Consider the following 24,672-nt stretch of genomic DNA (forward strand, 5'->3'; position numbering starts at 1 on the left):
TGAATTGTGAGGTGCGGCGCGGTATTCCGCAGCATTTCCGGTTCGATGCGGCCCGAGCGGCGAGCCCGGGCCGCATCGAGGTCAGCGGTTCGTCATAACAATCACGCATTGGGCGCGAGAACGACCGCCGCGTTGTGTCCGCCCATTCCGAGGGAGGTCTTGAGTGTCAACCCGCTGACCAGATCGGTTCGTCCGTCGAGCAATTGCGGGATGATCGCGTCGGCGACCCGCGGGCTCGCCGGGATCTCGCCCCGCTCGTAGCCGAGTAAAGACGCCGCGAGTTCGACAGCTCCGGCAGCGCCCTGACAGTGACCGGCAAGCGGTTTCACCGAGAACACCTCGGCGTTGGGCACCATCTGCTCGGCGATGGTCGCCTCCGCGCGATCGCACTGGCGGGTCCCCGGCCCGTGCGCATTGAGGTAGCGGATGCTCCCGCCGTCGACGCCGGCCATCGTGAGTGTTTGCTCCACGCACGAACGGACGCCGGTCAGTTCCGGATCGATCGACGTGACGTGGAAGGCGTCGTGGGACATCGACCCGCCCAGCACATCTGCGTAACCGTTGGCGGCACGGTTGGTCATCGTGAACGCGATCGCCGCCTCGCCGAAGGTGAATCCGCGGCTGCCTTCCTGGAACGGGCGGCACGCGTTGAGCGCATCGGTGTCGGTGATGGCGACACCGAGCTGTACGAACATCGCCACGACCTCGGGCCGGGCCGACAGGTCGGTCGCCACCACGACGACGTCGTCGACGAGATCGGAATCGAGCCACGATTTCGCGGTGACGATGGCCGCCGAGCCGGAGGTGCACATGGCCGACACCGTGATCGCGGGTCCGTGGAAGCCGTATTCCTGCATCAGCAGAGACACCGGCGTCGACGGGGTGACCGAGAGGTACTGCCGTCCGGTGTACTGGCCGACGCCGGAGGTGACGATCGGGTACATGTCGAGGTCGCCCAGCACGCAGGCGTGCACGAGTCCCACCCGGGACCCCGGGGTCCAGCCGCGTGCCATCGCGTCCTCGATCGCCTCACGCGCCGCGGCACGCATCGCGCGCGAGAAGCGGGTGCGACCGTCGGACTGCTGCCCACCGTCGGGAACCCGCACGATCCATCCGGGCTCTGCGGTGTCGTCAGACGCCTCGGCACCGGTCGTCTGGCCACCCGTGAACCCGAAACCCTGATGGAGTGCGGCCGCCGACTTGCCGGAGACGAGACCGCTCCAGAGTGCGTCGCGGCCCCAGCCGTACCCCGTGACGGCGCCCAGGCCGGAGATGGTCGAACGTTGAATCGTCATGATCGTGAACTTTCTGTGCGATAGACGATGGCGCTTGGGCCATCGCGGTTCCCCGTGCGGGTAACCCGCTTTCCAGGATCCCGCCCAAACCCGACATTCGGCCAGTTCACGCAGGTATTCGAGGGCGAAATTTCCGATTGACGCAGTCTTGCACCGCGCAGCGCCCCCTTTTCGAAGCCAGGTAGGGGAGGATGGGCGGTTGGGGGATGACGGATCGAGGGGGTGACGCAGTGAGCCGACCGACGCACAGCGACGATGACCGGCCCGGCCTCGTCGCTCCGGACGCCGAGCCCATGACCCGTGCCAGTGACGCGGCGGTCGCCGAGCGTTACCGCCTACTTCTCGAACTGAGTCCGGACGCGATCGCGGTGCACCAGGACGGCCTCATCGTCTATGTGAACTCAGCCGCCCTGGCGTTCGCGCGAGTCGACGACCGCGAAGCGATGCTGGGTCGTTCGATCGCCGAGTTCGTCCATCCCGACGAACTGCCGCAGATGATCGAGCGGATCATCGGCATGGGCGACGAGGCCGGCGCGTCGACCACGCCCGAGGAAGTGGTCATGGTGGACGCACACGGGGTTTCCCGGCCCATGGAGGTGACCTCGGTGCGCACCGTCTGGCACGATCAGCCGGCCTATCAGGTCATCCTCCGAGACATCACCGCCCAGAAGGCGGTCGAGTCCGCGCTGCGCAGACAAGCAGCGCTGCTCGACCACGTGAGCAACGCCGTGATCGCCGTCGACGACGACAGGACGGTGAGGTCCTGGAATCCGGCGGCAGAACAGATGTACGGCAGGCAGGCCTCCGAGGCGATCGGACTACACCTCGACGACGTCATCGGGGCGCACGTCGATCCCCACGCGGCGGTGGCGCTGGGCGGAACCGTCGACCAGTTGCACCGGCGTTCCGACACCGGACGGTCGTTCCTCGCACACACATCGATCACGACCATGGACGACGGCTTTCTCATCGTCGCGGAACCGACTCGTCGACCCCTCATCGAGCGCCTCGGCACGATCCTCGCCGCCCTGCACCAGGCGGTCATCGTCGTCCGCGAAGACGGGCACATCGAACTGGCGAACCCGGCGGCCGGAACCATGCTGGGTACTGGAGCGAGCCCGGGCGCGAGCGTCCACGAACTGCCCCTGGATTTCATCGCGGGCGAGTCACCGATCGCACAGTGCCTGCGCACCGGCGAGGCGGTCACCGACGCCACCGCGACGATCACCACGCCGCTCGGCGAGCGCTGGCTGTCATGCAGTTGCCGGCCCATCGACGACGACGGCGCCGAGGTCGTCGCCCTGGTGTCCTTCGTCGACATCACCGACCGCTATCGCGAGACGTCCCAGCTGGCGTGGGAGGCCGTACACGACCCGTTGACCGGGTTGTACAACCGGTCAGGCATCATTCGCGAACTCGAGTCGCACATGGCCCGACTCGATGAAGAGGAGAACGCCTGCTGCGTCGCGATCTTCTACATCGACCTCGACAACTTCAAACTCGTCAACGACTCGCTCGGGCATGCGGTGGGTGACGAGGTACTGCACGCGGTCGCACAGGGATTGGCGACGGCGACCCCCGAGGAGGCCGCGGTGGGCCGGATCGGGGGCGACGAGTTCGTCCTGGTGGCCACCCTCGGGATCGCGTGTTCGGCCGAGGAGATCGAGCAGCAGATCGACAAGATCCGCGGGGCGGTGTACGAGCCCATAGCGGTCAGTATCCGCAGCGAGCCCCTCAAGGTGGAGGCGAGCATCGGCGTGGCAACGGTCAAGGCCGGTGACGAATACACCGCCACCGATCTGCTGCGCGACGCCGACATCGCGCTGTACCAGGCGCGCAAGGCCTCTCGGGCACGCTACGTCCGGTTCGAGACGCAGCATCGGGAGGAACTCCAGCGCCGGCAACGTATCGAGGAAGAACTGCGCCGGGTCCTCGACACCGACACCGGTCAGCTCGAGATCCACTACCAACCGATCGTGTCGACCGGCGACGGCACGCTGGTGGGGCTGGAAAGCCTTCTGCGCTGGCGTCACCCGGAACTGGGTTCGATCTCGCCGACCGAGTTCATCCCGCTCGCGGAAGGATCCAATCTCATCGACCGGGTGGGGAACTACGTGCTGGAGACCGCGGCCGCCGAGGTGGCCGCCGTACCGGAACTGCGTCGGGTGATGTTGTGTATCAACGTCTCCCGTCGGGAGCTCACCAACGGCCAGTTCCCGACGCGGCTCCGCGACACGATGGCCCGGTCGGGCATGGACCCCGCGGCGTTCTGCCTCGAGATCACCGAGAGTGCGCTCGATCCACTCGACGGGGACCTGCTGACCCTGCTGGGCGAGGTGCGCGATCTCGGGACCCAGGTCTCGCTGGACGATTTCGGCACCGGCGCGTCGTCGCTGAGCGAGTTCTACCGACTGCCGGTCAGCGTGCTGAAGACCGCGAAGTCGTTCGTCGATGCCCTTGACGAGCACCCCAGTGCGAAGTCGATCCTGGCCGGCATCGTCACGATGGCGCACGCCGCGGGCATGCGGGTCGTGGCCGAGGGAGTGGAGACCGAGTCGCAGGCCGCCACGGTCGCCGAGGTCGGCTGCGACCTCGCCCAGGGTTATCACTTCGGGCGACCCGCACCGCTGGCCGAGTTGATCGGGTCCGGCCTCCGCATCAGCGCGAATCCCGGTGTCTGGGAGACCGCCTGATCGGGCCCTCACCGACCGTCGGCAACGTCGACGGTCCGAGGAGAAGCCGTGGGCGTGTACCCGCGACACTCGCCCCGCTGTGTCCGATAGCGTCCGACTCGAGGATTCACGCGAGTAGATTGATGCCAACGTCGATTACCCGGCGTCCATGCAACCGGACAGCGAGGTCACGGACATGACACACATCCTGCGGTGGACTCTGACAACGGTCAGGCCTACGCCATGACCGACGCGCAGCGCGAAGTCGCCGAACAGCACACAGCCAAGGTCATCGGGGTCACGGTCGCCGCCGCGGTCGGCGGGTTCCTGTTCGGCTTCGACAGTTCGGTCGTCAACGGCGCGGTCGATTCGATCGAAGCGGATTTCGGGCTGGGCAAGCTCATGACCGGCTTCGCCGTCGCGATCGCACTGCTCGGCTGTGCGCTTGGCGCGTGGTTCGCCGGCCGGCTGGCCGACGTCTGGGGACGCAAGCGCGTGATGCTGCTCGGCTCGGCGCTTTTCATCATCTCCGCGATCGGAACCGGCTTCACCCAGACGATTCCCGACCTGCTGCTGTGGCGCGTGCTGGGCGGCATCGGCATCGGCATCGCCTCCGTCATCGCACCGGCCTACATCTCTGAGATCGCGCCGGCCCGCTACCGGGGAGCACTCGCCTCGATGCAGCAGCTCGCGATCACGCTCGGCATCTTCGCGGCACTGCTCTCCGACGCCCTGCTCGCCGACAGCGCCGGCAGCGCGTCGAACGACTTCTGGTGGGGCCTCGAGGCGTGGCGGTGGATGTTCCTCGTCGGTGTCGTGCCCGCCGTCGTCTACGGTGTGCTGGCGCTGCTGATCCCGGAGTCGCCGCGATACCTGGTGGGCCGCAACCGTGATGCCGAGGCGGCCCGGATCCTGCAGGAGGTGACGGGCGAGGAGAACCCCCTCGAGCGGGTCAAAGAGATCAAGCTGACGGTCAAGCGCGAGGCGAAGTCGTCGATCAGGGACATCGCCGGACCGTCATTCGGGCTGCACCCGCTCGTCTGGGTCGGCATCTGGTTGGCCATCTTCCAGCAGTTCGTCGGTATCAACGCGATCTTCTACTACTCGACGACGCTGTGGCAGTCCGTCGGCTTCTCCGAGGCCGACTCGTTCAAGACATCGGTGATCACCGCCGTCATCAACGTCGTCATGACCTTCGTGGCGATCCTGTTCGTCGACCGCATCGGGCGGCGGAAACTGCTGCTCGGCGGTTCGGTGGGCATGTTCATCGGCCTGCTCATGGCGTGTATCGCGTTCACCCAGCAGATCGGCGAGGGCGAGAACATCACGCTGCCCGACCCGTGGGGTGTGGTCGCACTGATCGGCGCCAACCTGTTCGTGGTCGCCTTCGCCGCGACGTGGGGCCCGGTGATGTGGGTGATGCTGGGGGAGATGTTCCCCAACCGCATCCGCGGTGTCGCCCTGGGCGTCTGCACGGCCGTGAACTGGGTCGCGAACTTCACCATCTCGATGCTGTTCCCGCCGATGACCGAAGCCGTCGGACTCGGAATCATCTACGGCTTCTTCGCCTTCTGCGCCGCGGCCTCGTTCTTCTACGTCCTCCGGAAGGTCGAGGAGACCAAGGGGATGGAGCTCGAGCAGATGGATTCGGTGGCAGAGGCGCGACTGTCGCAGTTCACTGCGGTCCGTGCGGCGAAGGACAAAGCCTGAATGTTCGATCTGCGTGAGCTCTCCAGCCGCGTCGTCGCCGCCCCCATGGCCGGTGGTCCGAGCACCCCGGAACTGGTGGTGGCCGCGGCATCGGCCGGCGGTGTCGGCCAGCTCGCCGCCGGGTACCAGACTCCCGACAAGGTGCGCGCCGACATCGCGGCCGTGCGGACGGCCGGTACCGAGGTCTTCGGTGTCAACATCTTCGTTCCCGAGGCGGAGCCGGTGAACCGCGACGACCTCGCCCGCTACCGCGCCGAACTCGTCCCGTATGCGCGAAGTCTGGGCGTGACGCTTCCCGAGGTCGAGGACCTGGGCGAGGACGATGACCACTTCGACGACAAGATCCGGCTGGTGTGCGACGAGCGGATCCCGCTCGTGTCTTTCGCGTTCGGGTGTCCCGCACCCGAGGTCGTCGCCGAATTGCACCGGCACGGGTGCAGTGTCGGGGTCACGGTCACCACGGCCACGGACGCCGAGATCGCCGGTCGAGCCGGTGCTGACTGGCTGTGCGTGCAGGGTCCCGACGCCGGTGGCCATCGATCGGTCTTCGACCGCCGGACCACTCCTCCCACAGAGCCGCTCGACGACTTGATCCGCGCGGTCGCCGACCGGGTGCCGCTGCCGATCGTGGCGGCGGGTGGGATCTCCACGTCGGCCCGGGCCGACGAGGTCCGATCCGCGGGACCCGTTGCGGTGCAGGTGGGTACGGTTTTGTTGCGGACCACCGAGGCCGGCACCAAACCCGCGCACGGGGCGGCTCTCGCCGATCCGGACCGAACCGACACCGTGGTCACCTGGGCGTTCAGCGGCCGACCGGCACGCGCCCTGCGAAACCTGTTCACCGACAGGTTCTCCGACGCCGCGGTGGCCGAGTACCCGGCCGTCAACACGTTGACCGGTGGCATCCGACGCGCCGCCAGCAACGACCCCGACGGGATCAACCTCTGGGCCGGGAGCGGATACCGCGACGCCGTCGAGGAGTCGGCCGTCGATACCATCGCCCGGCTCGGGTGATCGAGGAGATCTCTGTTCCCTGAGGAGCGCCCGGAGCTTGCGGAGGGCGCGTCACGAAGGGTCTGCCACGCATCTCGCCAGGACCCTTCGAGGCTCGTCGCTATCGCTCCTCGCACCTCAGGGAGCAGGGGTGGTGGGCTTCTTTCGAATCAGGGAGCGAAGGGGTCGCGCTCCTCCCACCTCAGTGCGGGTCCTGCTCGTTCAGCGTCGCCACGACGTCGACGTAGTCGCCGCGCGCCTCACCCCACCGCAGGAACTTCACCCGCTCGACGAGCAGTTCGGTGGCGGCGGGCTGTGTGCCGATGAGATGGACGACCTCATCGACGAATTCGTCGAGGGGCATGGCGAAGTCGCTGTCCCGTTGTCCCGGCAGCAGGTCGGTGCGAACCGCCGGCGGCACGAGTTCGACGACGTCGACTGCGGTATCGGCGAACTGTAGGCGCAACGATTCGCTCAGCATGTGGATCGCCGCTTTCGTGGCGTTGTAGGTCGGCGCCACCCGGAGCGGGGCGAATGCCAGACCCGAGGACACGGTCATGATCGTGGCGGACGGTCGAGACCGCAGGTGGTCGATGAACGCGCCGATCAGACGGATCGGACCGAGGAGATTGGTGGTGACCATTGCCTCCGCAGCATCGAGGAAGCCTTCCGGGGACGACCAATCCTCCACCCGCATGATGCCGGCCATCGCGACGAGCACGTCGAGGTTCGGGTGTTCGGCGATGATCTTCCGTGCGGCGGACTCGACACTGGCCGGGTCGGCGACATCGATCGCGACGGTGTGCAACCCGGGGTGTTCCGAACGGATACGGTCGAGGAGTTCGGTGCGCCGCCCGCCGACGATGACGGTGTTGCCCTTGTCGTGCAGGCGGGTCGCCAGCGCCAAGCCGATCCCGCTGGTCGCTCCGGGGATGAAGATGGTGTTTCCGGTGAGGTTCATGTCATCGAGTCTCGGATCCGGCGGGCGAGTCATCCAGAGCGCAACCATCCGGGGATCGCCGATCCCTGGCAACGCGGTACCGACGCCGTGATACTGGCCTGATGGATCGTGATGCGCTGGCCGGGTTCCTCGTGAGCCGACGCAACAGTCTGCAACCATCGGATGTCGGTCTGCCGGGGGGCGCCCGGCGACGCACGACGGGTCTTCGACGCGAAGAGGTGGCGCAGCTCGCCACGATGTCGACCGACTACTACACCCGACTCGAACAACGACGCGGCCCACAACCGAGCACCCAGATGTTGGCGGCGCTCGCTCGCGCACTCCGCCTCACGGCCGATGAGCGGGACTACCTGTTCCGGGTCGCCGGACACAGCGCGCCGGACCGGATGGCGGCCTCGGACCACATCGCGCCCGGACTCCTGCGAGTACTCGACCGGCTCACCGACACCCCCGCCCTCATCCTCTCGGCACTGGGGGAGACCTTGGTGCAGAATCATTGCGCGCGAGCGCTGTTCGGCGACACCGACCATCTCGTCGGAATGGACCGCAGTGCCATCTACCGGTGGTTCGTGTACCCCGACGAGGAACGCGGCCGCTACCCGGCTGACGATCACGAGCGGCAGAGCCGTGCGCAGGTCGCCTCGCTCCGTGCCGCTTACGGCGTCATGGGCGCCGATTCCCGTGCCGGAGCAATGGTCACAGAGCTTCGACGCCGCAGCAGCGAATTCGACGCGCTCTGGGACACCCACATCGTCAGCCGACGCTTCGAGGACCACAAGATCCTGATCCATCCCGAGGTCGGCGCGATCGAGGTCGACTGTCAGGCGCTCTTCACCGAGGACGAAACCCAGGTGTTGCTCGTGCTGACCGCAGCGCCGCGAACGGACGCAGCGGGAAAGATCGAATTGCTCAACGTGCTCGGCACACAGCAACTCGGACTCGATCCACGTTGACCGTCTGGCGCCGGGGGATTACGTCGACCCGGTCTCACGAGTGTTGATCCGCCTTCCGATCGCGGCCACCTGGCGAAGCTGCGCACGCGTGAGGCGGTCGATGACGAGCTCACGCACGTTGGTCACATACCCGGGAGCGGTGGCCACCACTTTCTCCCAACCCGACTCGGTGAGAACGGCATTCGTGAATCGACCGTTCTCGGGGCACGGATGGCGCCGAACCCATCCCCGCTTCTCGAGTCTGCCGACCACATGCGAGAGCCGGGACAGCGATCCGTAGGAAAGTTCGGCGAGCTGGCTCATCCGCAGGGTGCGGTCAGGGGCCTCGGACAGCGCTGCCATCACCTCGTACTCGAAGTGGGTGATCTGGGCGTCACGGAGAAGCTGGGCGTCGAGGGCGTGGGGGAGACGGGCGAGCGCGGTTGCCACCTGGATCCAGGCGTCCATTTCCTCGTCGTCGAGCCAGTTCGGCTCTGGGGCAGTGGACATCTGCGCAGTGTATACGAAGTGAACACGTCCGTGATCAGGTTGACGCATCAAGTGTCAACACCTAGCCTTCACTTGATACTTCAAGTCACAACCATCTAGTGAGGCGGCTCAGTCATGACCAACCCCATCGTCCGCAGTGCGGGCATCCTCATCGGACGCGTCGCTCTCGGCGTCATCTTCCTGGCCCACGGCCTGCAGAAGTTCCAGCAGAACGGCTGGACGGGACCGCAGACCGGGTTCGACATGATGGGTGTTCCGGCCGCGTCCTTCTCGGCGTTCGTCGTCACGTGGCTCGAAATCCTCGGTGGCATCGCCCTGATCGTCGGGCTGCTGACCCCGATCGTCGCCGCCCTGTTCACGCTGGACATGATCTGCGCGCTGTTCATCGCACACGTCGACAACGGCATCTGGGTCTCCGACGGTGGTTACGAGTTCGTGCTCGCCCTCGGTGCCGGCGCACTGCTGCTGGCCGTGATCGGCGCCGGACGTTTCAGCGTGGACGCCGTGCTGGGGTCGAAGGTCCGCTGGCTCGCCGCCGACGACACCCGGTCGCGCGACCTGGTCGGCACCTCGCGCTGACCCCGCTCCGCTACCGGCGCCCGGTTCATGCGCCCCGGTCCGCCCACCCTGCGGACCGGGGCGTTCGCTGTCCGCGGTCCTCGCCTACAGTCCCAGTAGGGCGTCGAGTGGAATGAGAGATATGACCTGGCTGATGCTGATCGCGGCGATCGCCTCGGAGGTCGCGGCGACGTTGTCACTCAAGGGTTCACAGACCGAACCGATGCTGTACGCGGTGGTCGCCGTCGGTTACACGTTCGCGTTCATACTCCTGGCCGCAGTCCTGAAGCGCGGCATGGGCATCGGCGTGGCCTACGGCATCTGGTCGGCGTCGGGCGTCGCACTCACCGCGGTACTGGCGACCTGGATATTCGACGAGCCCTTCGGATTCCTGATGGGAATCGGCATCGTGTGCATCATGATCGGGGTTCTCCTCGTCGAGACCGGCCACCGGCCACCCGTCGACGAGGGCGCCGACTCCGCCGCTTCGGGGGTCTGACCGTGGGATATGTCTTCATCGTCGCCGCCATCGTCGCCGAGGTCACCGGGACCCTCGCGCTGCGTGCCGCCGCGACCGGTCGACCGACCTTCTACGGAGTCGTCGTCCTCGGGTATCTGACGGCGTTCGTCGCGTTGACCCTCGGGCTGCGGCACGGCGTGCCCCTCGGTGTGGCGTACGGCATCTGGGCGGCGGCCGGGGTCGCAGCCACGGCCGTCGCCGCACACTTCCTGTTCCGCGAACGCCTCAACCGACGCATGGTCGCCGGCATCGGGGTGATCATCGTCGGTGTGCTGCTCGTCGAATTGGGCGCGCTGCACTGAGTTCCGGCGTCGCTGATGTCGCGCCGCGAGCGCCGACTGTCAGCCGCGTTCTGGACCGGGGGAGCGCTGGTCCACCTCAGCGCCGGACTCGACGTCACGCGGGTTGTCGAAGGAGACGTCGATCTCCTGAAAACCCTTGTTGCGCTGCGCGAGAACCTGCGCCGAGTACGCCGCCTCGTCGCCCTTCGTCAGACTGACGTTGTCGGTGAACGGGGTGAGCAGCGAACGTGGATAGAGCCGGTCGACGCGAACCGCGTTGGTCTCGAGACAGATGACGATCACGATCGACGACACGTAGAGGAAGGCGAGCAGGCCCAACACGATCGCGAAGACGCCGTTGGTGGAGCTGGCGTTACCGATGACGTGCTGCACATAGACCGCGCCGAAGGTCTGGATGACCTGCCAGCAGACCGCCGCCCCGAAGGCGCCCGGCAGTACGTCCCGGATCGACACGTCGCGCGCCGTGCCGATCCGAAAAGCCACGGTGAACACCAGCGTGCTCAACGCCACCGATCCGAGGATCGCCAGCCAGCGTCCGACGATGCCGAGTTCGAAGGCAGCCGAGACGCCGTTGACGACGGTCAGGCCGATGACCGCAACACCGATCGTGGACAACAACAGGAGGCCACGCAAACGGGCGAAGATCGGGTCGGGACGCTCGTTGCGCGGCACTGCCCAGATCGTGTTCATCGCGTTCTGGGCGGCGACGGCCACTCCGAGGCCTCCGTACAGCGACACGACAACCCCGATGATGATGGCGGTGGCCCCGCCGCTGAGCTTCTCGGGTTCGCCCAACTGCCCACCGATCACCGGGATCTGGCTCATCGCCGAGTCCAAGATGCGGTCTTGGAGGTCGGGGTTGTCGGCCAGGACGATCCCCAGCACGGTCGCGAACAGCAGTAACAGCGGAAACAACGAGATGAACGCGTAATAGGCACAGAGCGCGGCCAGGTAGGCGCCCTGATCGTCGACGAACTTGTAGATGACGGCAAGCGGGAAGCCGGTCGCCGGATGACGCCGCTGAAAACGGTCGACCCTCTCGGTCAACGACACCCGATCATCCTTCTCCTCGCCGGCCCGTGCCTGTTCCCCGTTCCGTTGAACGAGTCGTTCACCGGGAGTTACCACGGTGGTGCCGAATTTAACCCGAGCACGAGTCGATTCGGGACACGTCATCGGATCGGGGGTTCACCGGAACGGATCGAAACCCGGGATGCCGAGGGCGCGGAAGGGTGTTCCCAGACGCCAATAGGCCAGCCCCGCCAGCCCGCGCGGGAAGTAGCGTTCGGTGGTCGTGACCGTCACCGACCCGTCCGCGTCGTCCGCGGCCTGGAGGCGGTAGTCGCGATACGATCTGCCGAATCGGTTGTCGCGCAGACGAATACGAAGTCGATCCGGTCGTTGCGCGAGCACGATCTCACCGCGGTGCCGCGCATCCCGCTCGAGCCGCTCCCAGACCGTCGCACTACTCGCGCGCTCACTGACCCGGGTCTCCGATTCGAACATCTCCTCACCGGCCCACCGTGGATCGGTGGGAAGAGGTTCGGCCGGCGACACGTCTACGGACGCGTTGGCCCACGAGGCACGGCCATCGCCGCGCGCCGAGCGTTCGAGCGTGTGGGCAACCGCCTCCGAGTAGGAGGTCAACCCCCCTTTCGGACGATCGATGATCGCGTCGACGGCCCGGTCGCGACAGACGGCGTCGCATTCGAGGGACTCGATCAGCGGTCGAGCGATCTTGCCGCGGATCGGCGTGACGAACCTTACCCAGCGGCTCGCCAGCGCAGGCGTGAGATACGGCAGTACCACCATGATTCGAGGTCGAAGACCCGCGACCTCGGCATACACCTGCATCATGTCGCCGTATTCGAGGACGTCGGGACCGCCGATGTCCCAGGTCCTCGACGACGGGACGGCGGCGGTGGCGGCTTCCACGAGGTAGTGCAGGGCGTCGTCGACCGCGATCGGTTGGATCTTGTTGTGCACCCACCGCGGCGTGGTCATCGCGGGCAGTCGCTCGGTGAGGTGCCGGATGAGTTCGAACGACGCCGACCCCGAGCCGATCAGCGTCCCGGCCTGCAACGCGATGGTTTCGATGGGTGAGTCGATGAGGATGTCGCCGACTTCGGCGCGTGAGGCCAGATGTTCCGACAGGTCGGTGCCCGACGGATGGAGCCCGCCGAGGTAGACGATGCGCGACACGCCGTTCTGCTGAGCCGCGGCCACCACATTCTCCGCGGCACGCCGCTCTTCGGCCGCGAAGTCCGCGTCAGTGCTCATCGAGTGGACCAGGTGGTAGACGACGTCCACACCCGCGAAGGCCTTGACCAGCGAATCGCGATCCGACAGATCACCCCGGACCACCTCGGCCGTCGGATCAGACAACCACGGTGCGTCGGCGAGCTTCTCCGGTGTCCGCGCCAGTGCGCGCACACGGTGCCCGCGTGCCAATAACCGGGGCGCCAATCGGCCGCCGACGTAACCGGTCGCTCCGGTGACCAGACAGGTTCGCGACTCGTCCACCTGACTCCTCCGCTCTCGGGTGTGCCTCCCAGGCTATGGAGCGAAGCCGCTCGGCGCCGTCGTCTCGGCGCGGTCGGTGCCGGATCGTTCTCCGTGGCCACGATTCGATAACGGCACGTCCGGCCGACACCGAACTCAGACCACCAGACCTGAATTCGACCGCCAGACCTTGATCGAAGCCTGGCGGTCGAGTTCAGGTCTGCCCGTCAGCTGTCGTTCGCGTCCGCCGGCGAATTCTCGAACCACAGGCACTCCTCCAGGAGGCCCTCGCTCTTCCAGCCATCCGCGGTCCGGACCATCGAATGGTGGTAGTTGCCGCCGCAGGTGCTGAGTTCGGGCATGCCGACGAAACGCATCGGGTTGTAGAACATGGCGCGCACGTCGGCCCGGTCTTCGTCGAATGTGTACTCGATGTTGGTGATGAAGTGCTGACTCACCGACACGAACGCGAAACTCTCCTCCAGCCACGCGGCGATCTCGTCCCGGGTGCCCGCCTGACCGTAGGGCGTCGACGAGTAGTCGACCACCGCCTCCGGGGTGAACACCGAGCGCCAGAGTTCCCAGTTCTTGGTGTCGACCGCACGTGAGTACCGGTACAACGTGTCCGCGATGCCGAACCGGTCGCTGATCTCCTGCAGGTCCATCGTTCTCCAGTCCGTCGATCTGCGGTCCACCACGCCGCGACGCGGTGTTTCGCACGGCCGAGCACCGCCTCGCCGACTATAGACACCGACCCGGACGCACGTCGGACTTTCGCGGGGGCCGTAGCGACTCGCCGGCTCTTCGCCGTGAGCCTGGATCACTGCGCCGGTATGGCGTCACGATCGCAAATGCGCCGAAGTGTCACCCACGTAGGTGATGTCACCGTAATCGCGGCTGTCGAAGTGCCATCCTCCGGCATCGAGAACAAGCGTGTCGTGATGACGGCCGACCATGACCACTTCTCCCGGCCGGAGGACAGGTTGTAGAACCGTGTAGTCAGAGTGCACGGTCACGCGACCGTCGCCTTCGAAGTCGAACGACCGGGGCGTCACGATGTGACGCGTGCCGGGCGTACCGTCCGCGTGGATGATCACCGTGTCTCGTAACAGTTGCTCGACGAAGTCGCTTCCGGTGCCTATCTGCGTGCCCGAAACGAGTATGTCCGCACGGTCGAACAGTTCAGCGACGGCCGTCAGCTCGCCGGCATCGAGTAGTCGTGCATAGCGCTGGACCAGATGTGTGATCGCCGCTTCTGCCGAGAACGTCACGCGACGATCCGCATCGGCAAGCTCCGCAGACGTCGCACGAGAAGACTGTGCTCCCACGCGGGATTTGCAGTGTCGACGGTGAAGCCGCGTGGCGTTCTGTCGAGAAGACACTCGATGGCCACCCGGCCTTCGAGCCGTGCCAGCGCCGCTCCCACGCACAGGTGAAGGCCCTTTCCGAAAGCCATGTGTGTACGCCGCGCGGAGCTGTCCAGGTCGACCTCGTCGGGATCATCAAAGGTGTCCGGGTCGCGGTTGGCCGCTCCCCACATCAGGTAGAGGTGTGACCCCGCGGGCAGGTCGACGTCATGAAGCTCGGTGTCCGCGACGACGTGCCGATAGTGGCCGCGAAATGGCGATTCCAAGCGCAGGGCCTCTTCGATGAACCGCGGGATGAGCTCACGGTCCCCGCGTAGCCTGTCGACGATGTGCGGGTTGCGGCCGAGTAGGTAGACCGCGCTACCCAGCAGGCTCACTGTCGATTCCGCGCCGGCCGCCACCAGTTGGAGACTGATCATGACGGCGGTGTCGCGGTCCAGAGTGCCGACCTCGACCAGTCGTGCCAGGTCGCCCATCACGTTCTCTCGCGGTTGACTCAGCGAGCTGTCGAACGAGCTCGACAGGTACTCGCTCAGTTCACCGACAGCCTCGCTCGCTGTCTCGAGTTGGGCGGTCGTGACCACCCCGTCGAGCAGGATGGTCGCTGCGAACGACCACCGAACGAGGTCGTCGATGTCGACGACGGGAAACCCGAGCAACTCCGCGACGACGGCCATCGGCAGACGCTGGGCGACCCGGCTCACCCAGTCGATCTGCCCGTCGACCACACCGTCGTCCCACAGTTGCTGGACGGTGCGGTCGATGAACGGTTCCAGATCGCGAACCCGTTTGGCCACCAGCGAGGGCATGACCATCGCGCGGTGGCGTTTGTGGTCGGGGTCGTCGGCCGTGGCCAGCACGTGGAGCGGGGATCCGAGCTCGGCGATCGGGTGTCGCTCGACGGTTCCGTCGTCTTTCCACACCATGGTCGCGGTGAGATTCGAGGAGAAGTCGTCGGTCCGCGCCACCGCCTCTGCGATCGCGTCCCAGCTCGTCACCAAATAGAAGGATGAGTCCGCGATGCGGCTGACCGGTTCTGCCCGGGTCAGTCTGGCGAGTGTGGGATACGGATCATCGAGATCAAGCACGGCACAAGGGTGCACGCCGCGAAACCGGCAGCGCAACGCTTCTCAGAAGATCGATACGGCAGCGCGTCGAGATCGGCGCGTGTACTTCTCATCGCACTGTCGGCAACTGCATCGATCGGTTGCGACATATCCGCCAAATGTCTCAGGATGAGAATATGGCGCACGACTGGCTGCTGGACGAGCACCGATCCGACCGGGCTCGAGACCGTCTCATTGCCGCAGCGGCGGTACTGATCCGCCGTAACGGTGTCGACAACTTCGACATCAACGAGCTGGCCCGCGGTGCGCACTGTTCACGCGCGACCGTCTACCGACATGTTGGCGGCAAGAAGGCGATCATCGACGCAGTGCTTGCCGCGTCCTCGATACGGATCACCACCACCGTCGCCGCGCGTACGGCGCGCTTGCAAGGCGCGGAGCGCTCGGTAGCTGCCATCACTGTGGCCCTGCAAGAGGTGCGCCGTGACAGAGTGATCCAGCAGCTCCTGGCATCACAACGGTTCTTCAGCACTGCCCCGGAAGCGTTGGCATCCCCGGCCATAACCGAAGCCGCGATCACGCTGTTGGGACTCGCCGAGCGTGACATCGCACAAGCTCAGTGGATCATTCGTGGCTTCATGGCCCTGGCGACATGGCCGATGCCACCCGAGCAGGAGTCAGCAGCGGTCGACGCGCTGGTGGGTGGCGTCATGCGGAGCGACCGTTGATGCGCGCCCCGGAGGCGCTGGTGCCACTCCACCGAGCCGGTACTAGTGAGACGCCTCCGAGCCGGCTTCGCTCGCCAGATCCTGGACGACGCGGAGGTCGGCGACGAAGGCGTCGAAGGCCCGCTCGCGCTGATCAGTGGGTCCGCGGAGAATCGACGACGGGTGAACGGTCGCCACCACGGACTCGGAATGGTCGGGGCCGAGGTCTCCGTCGGCGCCGAGGTCTCCGTCGGCGCCGAGATCGAAGCGCTCGCCACGGTGCCGGGTGAGCCGGAAGCCGGTGCCCAGCAGGGCCTGTGCGGCCGTGGCGCCCAGACACACGACGATGCGCGGCGAGATCGCATCGAGTTCGGCCAGCAACCACGGCCGGCACGCGATGACCTCGCCGCGATTCGGCTTCTCGTGGATCCGCCTCTTCTGGCCCGCTGCCCGGGTGAACTTGAAATGCTTGACCGCATTGGTGACGTAGGTGGTCTCGCGGTCGATGTCGGCGGCGTCGAGTGCGCGGTCGAACAAGCGGCCGGCCGGACCGACAAATGGTTCGCCCGCACGATCCTCCTGGTCACCGGGCTGTTCACCGATGAACATGATCGTCGAACCGGGCGAGCCCGCCCCGAAGACCGTCTGGTCGGCATCGCGGTACAGGTCACAGCCGCGACAGGACCGCGCCGCCAACGTGAGAACGGTGAGATCGTGCGAGTCGGGAACGAACTGCGCGGCCCCCGCATGCGACGCGTCAGCTCTGGGAGTCACGATGTCCCACAGCCGGTGTCATCGACGAGATCGTCGAGTCAACCGCAACAGACGCCGTGCCGCAACGGCCGCAAGGGCCCCGGTGATCACCCACGGACCGCCCACGATCAGCGGATCGATCCAGGTGTGGTTGGTGTCGACTCGGGCGCTGCCACGACGGGACGACCACCCGTTGTGACTGAACTCGGACGCGATCCCGGTTTCGGTGATCGGGTTGTCGGGGCGCGCGCTCGCGAAGGATGTAAGGTGCGCCTCGACCGACGCCACTCGGTCGGCGTAGAGAAGGATCAGCCAGTGTGCCGCGCGGCCCTCGCTGTAGCGATAAGCGAACTTCCGAATCGCTCCGGAGAGCCCGCGTGGCGGGGTAGACGTGCCGAAAACCGGTGGGAGAAAAGCGTGTTCATTCGATCGTTCGCGCGGCCAGCGTTCGGGCTGGTCGTCCGGGACGGTCCAGTGGACACCGGGCGCCGGCTCGACGGGTAGTTCACGGGGCACCGATGGGCGGTTCGCGGTGTCCAGATCGACTCCCCAGCCCGGTATGCGGTCGACGAGAGCGGAAGTGTCGGGATCGTTGGGTCGGTCAGCGGGATAAGCGGGCATGGCGTCCTCCTCAGGCGGCGTCGGCGACGACGATGGGCTTGATGCAGTCATCGAGTTTCGCCGAGAAGATGTGATAGCCCTCGGCGATGTGTTCGAGCGGTATACGGTGCGTCACAATGTCGTTCGGCTTGAAGTACCCGTCACGCACATGTTCGAACAGTCTCGGCCACTGCCGTTTGACCGGGCATTGGTTCATGTTGAGGGTGAGTCCCTTGTTCATCGCGTCGCCGAATTTGACCGCGCTGAACATCGGTCCGTACGCGCCGACGACCGAGACGGTCCCACCCTTGCGAACCGAATCGATGGCCCAGTTCAGGGCTATCGGCGAGCCGCCCTGCAATTTGAACTTGGCCGCGGTCACGTGTTGGAGAAAGTTGCCGTCGGCCTCGGCGCCGACGGCGTCGATCACCCGATCCGCACCGATGTTGTCGGTGATGTTCTTGAGATGGACGATGATGTCGTCGTATTCGGCGAAGTTGTAGGTCTCGGCGTGAGCGAACTGAGCCGCCTTGTCCAGGCGATACTGCAGATGGTCGATGACGATGACCCGTCCGGCACCCCTGAACCAGGCCGACCGCGCGGCGTACAGACCGACCGGTCCGGCACCGAACACGATGACGGTCTCGCCCTGACGGATGTCGGCGAGCTGGGCTCCGAAGTAGCCGGTCGCGAGGGCGTCGGTCAGTAGGAGTGCGTCCTCGGGGTCCATCCAGTCGGGAATGACAGCGGGGCCGACGTCGGCGAACGGGACCCGCACGAATTCGGCCTGGCCGCCGTCGTATCCACCGCAGGTGTGCGAATAGCCGTAGATCCCGCCGACGGCGGTGGCGTTCGGATTGACGTTGTGGCAGTTGGAATAGAGGCCGCGCGCGCAGAAGTAGCACGTTCCGCAGTAGACGTTGAAGGGCACCATCACGCGGTCGCCGACGCGCAGGTTCTGGACCGAGCCCCCGACTGCCTCGACCACGCCGATGAACTCGTGTCCGAAGGTCATGCCGGGCCGGGTGTCGGGCATCATGCCGTGGTACAGGTGCAGATCCGACCCACAGATGGCGGCGTGCGTCACCCGCACGATGGCGTCGTTGGGATGTTCGATGGCGGGGACGGGCTTGGACTCCACGCGGACTTTGTAGGGGCCGCGGTAGACCATTGCGCGCATGGTGTCTGGACTCATGCGCGCTCGGATACCCCCACGGGTGCCGTACCAACCGCGGCGACGGCGCAATGGGCGCAGACTGGTGTCACGCGCGGGGGTGTAGAAAAGGAACCCGAATCCAGGACAGGCCGCGGGAGGAGATCGTCGATGTCAGTGGTGTCTTATGTGATCGCCGGTTCGGAGGCCAGCGGGGGAGCGGGCATCCAGGCCGACCTGCGCACCTTCGCGCAGCTGGGTACCTACGGTGTCGGGACCATCACCTGCATCGTGTCCTTCGACCCGAACAACGAGTGGTCCCATCGGTTCGTACCGATCGACTCCGGGGTGATCGCCGATCAGATCGAGGTGGCCACCGCCGCGCACGAACCCGAGGTCGTGAAGATCGGCATGCTGGGCACCCCGGCCACCATCTCCACCGTCGCGCAGGCGCTCGGCTCCCGACAGTGGCGCGACGTCGTCGTCGATCCGGTGCTGATCTGCAAGGGTCAGGAACCCGGCGCCGCACTCGACACCGACAACGCCCTCCGCTCCGAGATCTTGCCACTCGCCACCGTGGTGACCCCCAATCTGTTCGAGGCCGCGACCTTGGCCGGCATGGACGAACTGACGTGCACAGACGACCTCGCCGAGGCGGCGCGGCGAATCCATGATCTCGGGCCGAAGGTCGTCGTCGTGAAGGGCGGGGTCGGACTCCCCGGCGAGGAGGCGATCGACGTCGTCTTCGACGGCTCCGAGGTCACCGTCCTGCGTGCCCCGAAGGTGGGCGACGAGCGGGTCTCCGGAGCCGGCTGCGTGTTCGCGGCCGCCACCACCGCCGAACTCACCAAGGGCGCAGGGGTCCTCGACGCCATCCGGACCGCCAAGCAGTTCACCCACGACGGCATCGTCGGCCGTCTCGCCTCGAACGCACCGTTCGACGCCGTGTGGCACGGATCGAGGTGACCCACGGGCGAGTGCTCGGTCGGCCCAGCCCGTCGGGTGTCAGCGGGCTTCTCCCCGGGTAGTCGAGCGACAGCCCGGCGGTCACCGTCACCGTCCGGGACGTCGTCCCGAGGAGAACCCATGTCCGAGACCGTCGCGGACATCGTGCTGCAACGCCTTCGGGAGTGGGGGGTCCACCAGGTTTTCGGCTACCCCGGCGACGGCATCAACGGCCTGCTGTCTGCCTGGGTTCGCGCGGAGAACGATCCGCAGTTCGTCCAGTCGCGCCACGAGGAGATGAGCGCGTTCCAAGCCGTCGGGTACGCGAAATTCTCCGGTGAGGTCGGTATATGTGCCGCGACCAGTGGTCCCGGCGGTATCCACCTCCTCAACGGGCTCTACGACGCCAAACTCGACCACGTACCCGTCGTCGCGCTGGTCGGGCAGACCGAGCGATCCGCGATGGGTGGTGCGTATCAGCAGGAAATCGACACGAGCCACCACAGCAGGCCTTCAAGCAGGTCCCGTCCAGCCTCGGGGTCACGTCGGCGACTCCCGCGCCGGACCCAGACGCGGTCTCGCGTGCCGCCGAGATTCTCAACTCCGGGGAGCGGGTCGCGACGCTGGTCGGCCAGGGCGCTCGAGGATGCGCGCCCGAGCTCATCACGGTTGCCGACGTGGGAACAGCGCGCGATGTCAGGATCGCCGAAATTCGCTGCCTCACAGGAACTCCCCGACGTCGACTACGCGGCCTTCGCGCGGGGTATCGGACTCGTCGGGATCAACGTCGACGACCCGGATGGTCTCGGTACCGCATGGGACACCGCCCTGGCCGCCGATCGACCGGCGTTGCTCGACGTGCGTTGCGACCCGACGGTGCCTCCCGTCCCGCCGCACGCGACCCGCGAGCAGGTCCTCGCCCTCGGCGAGGCGCTGGTCAAGGGTGACGACGATGCATGGGCCGTCGCCAAGAACGCAGCCAGACAGGGAATCCGCCAGTTCCTACCCGGACGGCAGTCCGACAACGACTGACTACACGGGACACCGGCTGCGCCCCGGTCCCGTACTCTCCACCGCATGAGCGGTGAGGAACTCTTCACAGCGGTAGCGGTCGGGTTCGAGGCAGTCGGAGCCTTCGCGATGATCGTGGGAGCGATCATCGCGTGCGTGCTGGGCGCACGTTCGCTCCGTCGGGGAGAGGGTGGCAACACTGCCTTCTCGGTACTGCGCAACACACTCGGAGCAGCCATTCTCCTGGGGCTGGAAGTCCTGGTCGCGGCGGATCTCATCCGCACCATCACGTCCAAACCGTCGATCGAGGATGCGCTCATCCTCGGGCTCATCGTGCTCATCCGTACCGTGTTGTCGATGTCCATCCAGATCGAGATCGAGGGCGTGGCGCCGTGGCGTCGAGCGTTGCTGACCAGCGGTGGACAACTGCTCGGTGCAGCGGTCGCGAACGACGCAGCAGCTGCGCGACCGACAACCGAAAGCACCGCGCGACGCGTCGACGGGTAGTGTCGCCACCCGGTCTGGCGCCGACAACGACCGGCGAGTCATCCTGGATGCCGATCACCGACAGACCGACCGAAGGAGTGCCGGGTGACAACGATCCCAGACGAAGTCGATGTCCTCATCGTCGGTGCCGGGATCTCCGGCATCGGTGCGGCCCGCTGGGTGCGAACCGAACACCCTGGCAAGTCGATCGCGATTCTCGAGGCCCGGAATACCGCCGGCGGTACGTGGGACCTGTTCCGCTACCCGGGGATTCGGTCCGACTCGGACCTGCACACCTTCGGGTACGACTTCAAGCCCTGGACCGATCGACAGGCGATCGCCGACGCCCCGCGAATCCTCGATTACCTCCACGAGACGATCGACGAGAACGATCTCGCTCCGCTGGTCCGGTATGGGCATCGTGTGGTGGCGGCCGTGTGGTCGTCGGACACCGCGCGGTGGACGGTCGACGTCGAACACACCGACACCGGAACGCGAAGCCAGATCAGTGCGCGATGGATCTTCTGTGGCTCGGGCTACTACGACTACGACGCGGGGTTCGCGCCGGAGTTCGTCGGCACCAAGACCTTCCGTGGCGAGATCGTGCATCCGCAGCACTGGCCCGAGGACCTCGATTACACGGGCAAGCGGGTCGTGGTCATCGGCAGCGGCGCAACGGCGGTCACACTGCTTCCCGCGATGGCGGAACAGGCCGCGCACGTGACCATGCTCCAGCGCACACCGACCTACATCCTCCCGCTGCCCCGCGAGGACGCCATCGCCAACACCCTCAAGAAAGTGTTCGGCACCGAACGCGGATACGCATTGACCCGACACAAGAACGTCGCGCAGCAGCGGTTGCTCTTCGAACTGTGCCAGCGATTCCCATCGGTCGCTCGTCGGCTGATCCGCAAGATCAACGAATCTCAGCTGCCCGAGGACTATCCGGTGGACACGCATTTCAATCCCCCGTACAACCCGTGGGACCAGCGGCTGTGTGTGGTGCCCGACGCCGACCTGTTCCGTGTCATCCGCTCCGGGAAGGCCTCGATCGTCACCGACCGGGTCGACACCTTCACCGAGAACGGCATCCGGACAGTGGGCGGGGAGGAACTCGAGGCCGACATCGTCGTCACCGCCACCGGGCTCAACATCAAGATCATCGGCGGCATCGAGCTGAGCGTCGACGGTGAACCGGTGTCCCTTCCCGACACCGTCGTCTACCGCGGGATGATGCTGTCCGGTGTCCCGAACTTCGCGCTGGCGATCGGTTACACCAATGCGTCGTGGACCCTCAAGATCGGACTGTTGTGCGAATACTTCTGCAAACTTCTGGCGCACCTGGATTCTCACGGATACGACAGTGTGTGGGCGGTCGCGGACCCCGATATGCCGACTCGGCCACTGCTCGACTTCGGGGCCGGCTACGTCCAACGAGCCCTCGACACCCTGCCCAAGCAGGGAGCTGAGGAGCCCTGGGTGATGTCGATGAGCTACTACGCCGACCGCAAGTTGTTCCGTGGTGACGTCGCCGACGACAACGTCCGATTCGCGCGGGCGGGGGAGCGGGTGCGGTCGACGGTCGGGTAGCGGTGACGACTCGCCGGACGGCGGGCTGAGTCACATCCGCGCGAACCGCACCAGCCAGTAGCAGTAGACGCCGTAGGCCGCGATACCCACCGCGGCCAGGATCATCAGCACCTGCCCGGCGGGGAGGCCGGCGAGTGTCTTGACCGCGCCGTCGATCCCCGTGGCCTTCGACGGATCGGCAGTCGCGACAGCCACGATGACCAGGATGCCGGTGCCGGCCAGAACGACACCCTTGCCGCAGTAACCGATCACGCCCGCGATTGTCGCCGCCTTGTCGTCGGAGATCTTGAGATCGTCGAGGAACGACCGGCTGGCTCCCTTGTAGACGTGGTAGACGCCAACACCGATGATGATCAGGCCGGCCGCGACGAGGACGAACTTGCCGCCACCGGACTGCAGGAGTCGCGCGGTCAGTCCGGCGTTCTCCTGACCACTCGACTTGCCCTGGCCCGTCGCGAAACGTATTGCCGACCAGGCGAACCCGACGTAGACCACGGCGAGCGACAACGCTTTTCCGCGATCGAACCACTGCTCGGCGCCATCACTGTCCTCGTCCGGTTCGGTGGCGTGGGGTCCGACGATCGCCTCGGCGAGTCGCCATAGCGCGAGTGCTGCGAACGCGACCGCGGCCACCCAGAGGACGACGCGACCGCCGGACGAATCGGCGAAGATCCCCAACGCACCCGACTGGTCGGCGTTCCCGCCCCCACCGAAGGCGAGGCGCAGGATGATGTAGGCGATCAGCAGATGGAGCAGGCCGCTGACCGCGTGGCCGGCACGCGCCAAGCGTTCGAACCACGGGCTGTCGGTGGCGCGGTCGACCGCGCCGGTCACTTGATTGCGGCTCATCGCGCCACGTTCCTTCCGCCGATCGACCGAACTGGTGCCCGGCCGGTTCCACTGACGTTACGGGGGGCCGGCCGGTCGCTCACTTCCCCTGCGAGTTACGAAGGGCCCGAGCCTGTTCGATGTACTTCTGGTCCTTCTCGTCGTTCTTGTCCGACGCCGTGGTGTCCCGAGGCGGCAGTTGCAGGTGCTCTTCGGCCGGCATCCCCGCCTGTAGCTGTCGGCCACGTTCGAGTTCGGAGTCGAACTCGGCCCCGAACAGCAGCGCGAGGTTCGTCAGCCACAGCCACAGCAAGAAGACGATGACACCCGCGAGTGCGCCGTAGGTCTTGTTGTAGCTGCCGAAGTTCGAGACGTACAGCGCAAATGCCGCCGACGCGACGATCCAGGTGACGATGGCCAGCACCGCTCCGGCGCTGATCCACCGGAACTTCGGCTGCTGCACGTTCGGGGTGGCCCAGTACAGGATGGCGACGATCAAGATCACGAACAGGAGGAGGATGGGCCAACGGACGATGTTCCACACGGTGAGCGCGGTCTCGCCGAAACCGATGGCGTCTCCGATCGATTTCGCGATCGGTCCGCTGACCGCCAGCATGAGTGCCACTGCGGCGGCAAGGACGAGTGCTACAAGCGTGACGAGCAGCATGATCGGCCGCAGCTTCCAGAGGGGACGGCCTTCGTCGATCTCGTACATCCGGTTCATCGCGCGTCCGAACGCCCCCACGTAACCCGACGCGGACCAGAGCGCGCCGAGCAGACCGAGTACGAGGGCGAAACCGGCGCTGGGGGCGGCCACGAGTTGTTCGACGGGGCCCCGCAACGTGTCCACGGCCGACGACGGTCCGAGGTCGTCGACCATCTGCAGGACGGCGTCGGTCGTCTTCTCGCCCTGACCGAACACACCGAGCAGCGAGACCAGCGCGAGGAGCGCCGGGAACAGTGAGAGCACGGAGTAGTAGGTGAGCGCCGCTGCCAGATCGGTGCACTGATCGCGCGAGAACTCCCGCGCGGTCTTCTTCAGCACGAAAAGGAGCGACGGCTTGGTCAGGTCCGTGGGGGAGTCCGGCTTGCGCGGGTCATCGGGGTCGGCGGATCCGGGGTCGTCGCGAACGTCCGGTTCAGCTGAGGCGGGTTCCTTGTCAGCTCGTTCAGCGGCGTCATCTCGTTTCATCCCCTACGCTTAACCGGC

At 66.3% G+C, this 24,672-nt stretch carries 24 protein-coding genes and 1 pseudogene; 12 read left to right on the forward strand and 13 right to left on the reverse strand.

Annotated elements, in window-relative coordinates; all coding sequences use genetic code 11:
* Positions 1–101 precede the first annotated feature (101 nt).
* Positions 102–1,295 carry a beta-ketoacyl synthase N-terminal-like domain-containing protein gene (locus LEL84_RS03485; RefSeq protein ID WP_226513357.1) on the reverse strand — a complete coding sequence of 398 codons (1,194 nt, stop codon included), beginning with the start codon at positions 1,293–1,295 and terminating at the stop codon, positions 102–104.
* A 293-nt stretch (positions 1,296–1,588) separates the two neighbouring features.
* Here LEL84_RS03485 and LEL84_RS03490 point away from each other — a divergent pair, with 293 nt between their 5' ends.
* The 3 genes from LEL84_RS03490 to LEL84_RS03500 all read left to right on the forward strand — a co-directional run bounded on the left by LEL84_RS03490 (position 1,589) and on the right by LEL84_RS03500 (position 6,691).
* The gene (locus tag LEL84_RS03490; protein WP_226514231.1) at positions 1,589–3,988 is read left to right on the forward strand and encodes an EAL domain-containing protein; all 2,400 of its coding nucleotides are present in this window, start codon (positions 1,589–1,591) and stop codon (positions 3,986–3,988) included.
* A gap of 222 nt (positions 3,989–4,210) precedes the next feature.
* Positions 4,211–5,677, forward strand: a complete 1,467-nt coding sequence (locus LEL84_RS03495; RefSeq protein ID WP_226514232.1) for a sugar porter family MFS transporter — start codon at positions 4,211–4,213, stop codon at positions 5,675–5,677.
* Positions 5,678–6,691: an NAD(P)H-dependent flavin oxidoreductase gene (locus LEL84_RS03500; RefSeq protein ID WP_065629994.1), complete on the forward strand. Its 1,014-nt coding sequence runs from the start codon at positions 5,678–5,680 to the stop codon at positions 6,689–6,691.
* A gap of 181 nt (positions 6,692–6,872) precedes the next feature.
* Here the strand turns inward: LEL84_RS03500 and LEL84_RS03505 are convergent, their stop codons facing one another.
* Entirely contained in the window at positions 6,873–7,631 is a 759-nt protein-coding gene (locus LEL84_RS03505; RefSeq protein WP_226513358.1) for an SDR family oxidoreductase, read from the reverse strand.
* Between the two features lie 101 nt (positions 7,632–7,732).
* On the opposite strand from LEL84_RS03505, the gene LEL84_RS03510 reads away from it, so the two are divergent.
* Complete coding sequence (locus tag LEL84_RS03510) at positions 7,733–8,584, forward strand: helix-turn-helix transcriptional regulator (protein ID WP_137809429.1); 852 nt, start codon at positions 7,733–7,735, stop codon at positions 8,582–8,584.
* An 18-nt stretch (positions 8,585–8,602) separates the two neighbouring features.
* Here the strand turns inward: LEL84_RS03510 and LEL84_RS03515 are convergent, their stop codons facing one another.
* Positions 8,603–9,073 carry a MarR family winged helix-turn-helix transcriptional regulator gene (locus LEL84_RS03515; protein ID WP_137809428.1) on the reverse strand — a complete coding sequence of 157 codons (471 nt, stop codon included), beginning with the start codon at positions 9,071–9,073 and terminating at the stop codon, positions 8,603–8,605.
* Positions 9,074–9,187: 114 nt separating this feature from the next.
* On the opposite strand from LEL84_RS03515, the gene LEL84_RS03520 reads away from it, so the two are divergent.
* The 3 genes from LEL84_RS03520 to LEL84_RS03530 all read left to right on the forward strand — a co-directional run bounded on the left by LEL84_RS03520 (position 9,188) and on the right by LEL84_RS03530 (position 10,453).
* Entirely contained in the window at positions 9,188–9,652 is a 465-nt protein-coding gene (locus tag LEL84_RS03520) for a DoxX family protein (RefSeq protein WP_137809427.1), read from the forward strand.
* Between the two features lie 121 nt (positions 9,653–9,773).
* Positions 9,774–10,130: a DMT family transporter gene (locus LEL84_RS03525; protein WP_065629989.1), complete on the forward strand. Its 357-nt coding sequence runs from the start codon at positions 9,774–9,776 to the stop codon at positions 10,128–10,130.
* 2 nt (positions 10,131–10,132) lie between these two features.
* The gene (locus tag LEL84_RS03530) at positions 10,133–10,453 is read left to right on the forward strand and encodes a DMT family transporter (protein ID WP_137809426.1); all 321 of its coding nucleotides are present in this window, start codon (positions 10,133–10,135) and stop codon (positions 10,451–10,453) included.
* Positions 10,454–10,492: 39 nt separating this feature from the next.
* Here LEL84_RS03530 and LEL84_RS03535 read toward each other — a convergent pair whose 3' ends face one another.
* The 5 genes from LEL84_RS03535 to LEL84_RS03555 form a co-directional block, all read right to left on the reverse strand.
* Entirely contained in the window at positions 10,493–11,506 is a 1,014-nt protein-coding gene (locus LEL84_RS03535; protein ID WP_065630030.1) for a YihY/virulence factor BrkB family protein, read from the reverse strand.
* 135 nt (positions 11,507–11,641) lie between these two features.
* Positions 11,642–12,976 (reverse strand): NAD(P)H-binding protein, encoded by a 1,335-nt coding sequence (locus tag LEL84_RS03540; RefSeq protein ID WP_226513359.1) that lies wholly within the window; start codon positions 12,974–12,976, stop codon positions 11,642–11,644.
* 206 nt (positions 12,977–13,182) lie between these two features.
* Positions 13,183–13,620, reverse strand: a complete 438-nt coding sequence (locus LEL84_RS03545; protein WP_226513360.1) for a nuclear transport factor 2 family protein — start codon at positions 13,618–13,620, stop codon at positions 13,183–13,185.
* 174 nt (positions 13,621–13,794) lie between these two features.
* Positions 13,795–14,226 carry a nuclear transport factor 2 family protein gene (locus LEL84_RS03550; protein ID WP_226513361.1) on the reverse strand — a complete coding sequence of 144 codons (432 nt, stop codon included), beginning with the start codon at positions 14,224–14,226 and terminating at the stop codon, positions 13,795–13,797.
* A complete protein-coding gene (locus LEL84_RS03555) occupies positions 14,223–15,410 on the reverse strand; it encodes a cytochrome P450 (protein ID WP_226513362.1) in 1,188 nt (395 codons plus the stop codon). Before LEL84_RS03555 ends, LEL84_RS03550 begins: the two co-directional genes overlap by 4 nt.
* 155 nt (positions 15,411–15,565) lie before the next feature.
* On the opposite strand from LEL84_RS03555, the gene LEL84_RS03560 reads away from it, so the two are divergent.
* On the forward strand, positions 15,566–16,117 hold the full coding sequence (locus LEL84_RS03560; RefSeq protein WP_065630029.1) for a TetR/AcrR family transcriptional regulator: 552 nt from the start codon (positions 15,566–15,568) through the stop codon (positions 16,115–16,117).
* Between the two features lie 42 nt (positions 16,118–16,159).
* Here the strand turns inward: LEL84_RS03560 and LEL84_RS03565 are convergent, their stop codons facing one another.
* From LEL84_RS03565 to LEL84_RS03575, 3 genes are read right to left on the reverse strand one after another with little or no spacing between them, the layout of a single operon-like run.
* Entirely contained in the window at positions 16,160–16,870 is a 711-nt protein-coding gene (locus LEL84_RS03565; protein WP_226513363.1) for a UdgX family uracil-DNA binding protein, read from the reverse strand.
* An 18-nt stretch (positions 16,871–16,888) separates the two neighbouring features.
* A complete protein-coding gene (locus LEL84_RS03570) occupies positions 16,889–17,470 on the reverse strand; it encodes a hypothetical protein (RefSeq protein WP_226513364.1) in 582 nt (193 codons plus the stop codon).
* A gap of 10 nt (positions 17,471–17,480) precedes the next feature.
* A complete protein-coding gene (locus LEL84_RS03575; protein WP_226514233.1) occupies positions 17,481–18,629 on the reverse strand; it encodes a zinc-dependent alcohol dehydrogenase in 1,149 nt (382 codons plus the stop codon).
* Positions 18,630–18,773: 144 nt separating this feature from the next.
* On the opposite strand from LEL84_RS03575, the gene LEL84_RS03580 reads away from it, so the two are divergent.
* The 4 genes and pseudogenes from LEL84_RS03580 (at position 18,774) to LEL84_RS03595 (ending at position 22,634) form a co-directional block, all read left to right on the forward strand.
* The gene (locus LEL84_RS03580; RefSeq protein WP_137809413.1) at positions 18,774–19,568 is read left to right on the forward strand and encodes a PfkB family carbohydrate kinase; all 795 of its coding nucleotides are present in this window, start codon (positions 18,774–18,776) and stop codon (positions 19,566–19,568) included.
* Positions 19,569–19,688: 120 nt separating this feature from the next.
* Positions 19,689–20,579 (forward strand): annotated as a pseudogene (locus LEL84_RS03585) (thiamine pyrophosphate-binding protein).
* Positions 20,580–20,624: 45 nt separating this feature from the next.
* A complete protein-coding gene (locus LEL84_RS03590; protein WP_159370871.1) occupies positions 20,625–21,065 on the forward strand; it encodes a DUF1622 domain-containing protein in 441 nt (146 codons plus the stop codon).
* Between the two features lie 84 nt (positions 21,066–21,149).
* Positions 21,150–22,634 (forward strand): NAD(P)/FAD-dependent oxidoreductase, encoded by a 1,485-nt coding sequence (locus tag LEL84_RS03595; RefSeq protein ID WP_319005258.1) that lies wholly within the window; start codon positions 21,150–21,152, stop codon positions 22,632–22,634.
* Positions 22,635–22,664: 30 nt separating this feature from the next.
* Here the strand turns inward: LEL84_RS03595 and LEL84_RS03600 are convergent, their stop codons facing one another.
* Together LEL84_RS03600 and LEL84_RS03605 are read right to left on the reverse strand one after the other, a co-directional pair.
* Positions 22,665–23,483 carry a DUF1206 domain-containing protein gene (locus LEL84_RS03600; RefSeq protein WP_226513365.1) on the reverse strand — a complete coding sequence of 273 codons (819 nt, stop codon included), beginning with the start codon at positions 23,481–23,483 and terminating at the stop codon, positions 22,665–22,667.
* A gap of 79 nt (positions 23,484–23,562) precedes the next feature.
* Positions 23,563–24,654 carry a YihY/virulence factor BrkB family protein gene (locus tag LEL84_RS03605; protein ID WP_068972509.1) on the reverse strand — a complete coding sequence of 364 codons (1,092 nt, stop codon included), beginning with the start codon at positions 24,652–24,654 and terminating at the stop codon, positions 23,563–23,565.
* Positions 24,655–24,672 lie beyond the last annotated feature (18 nt).

Source organism: Gordonia sp. WA4-43 (assembly GCF_020520305.1).
Lineage (GTDB): Bacteria > Actinomycetota > Actinomycetes > Mycobacteriales > Mycobacteriaceae > Gordonia > Gordonia hongkongensis.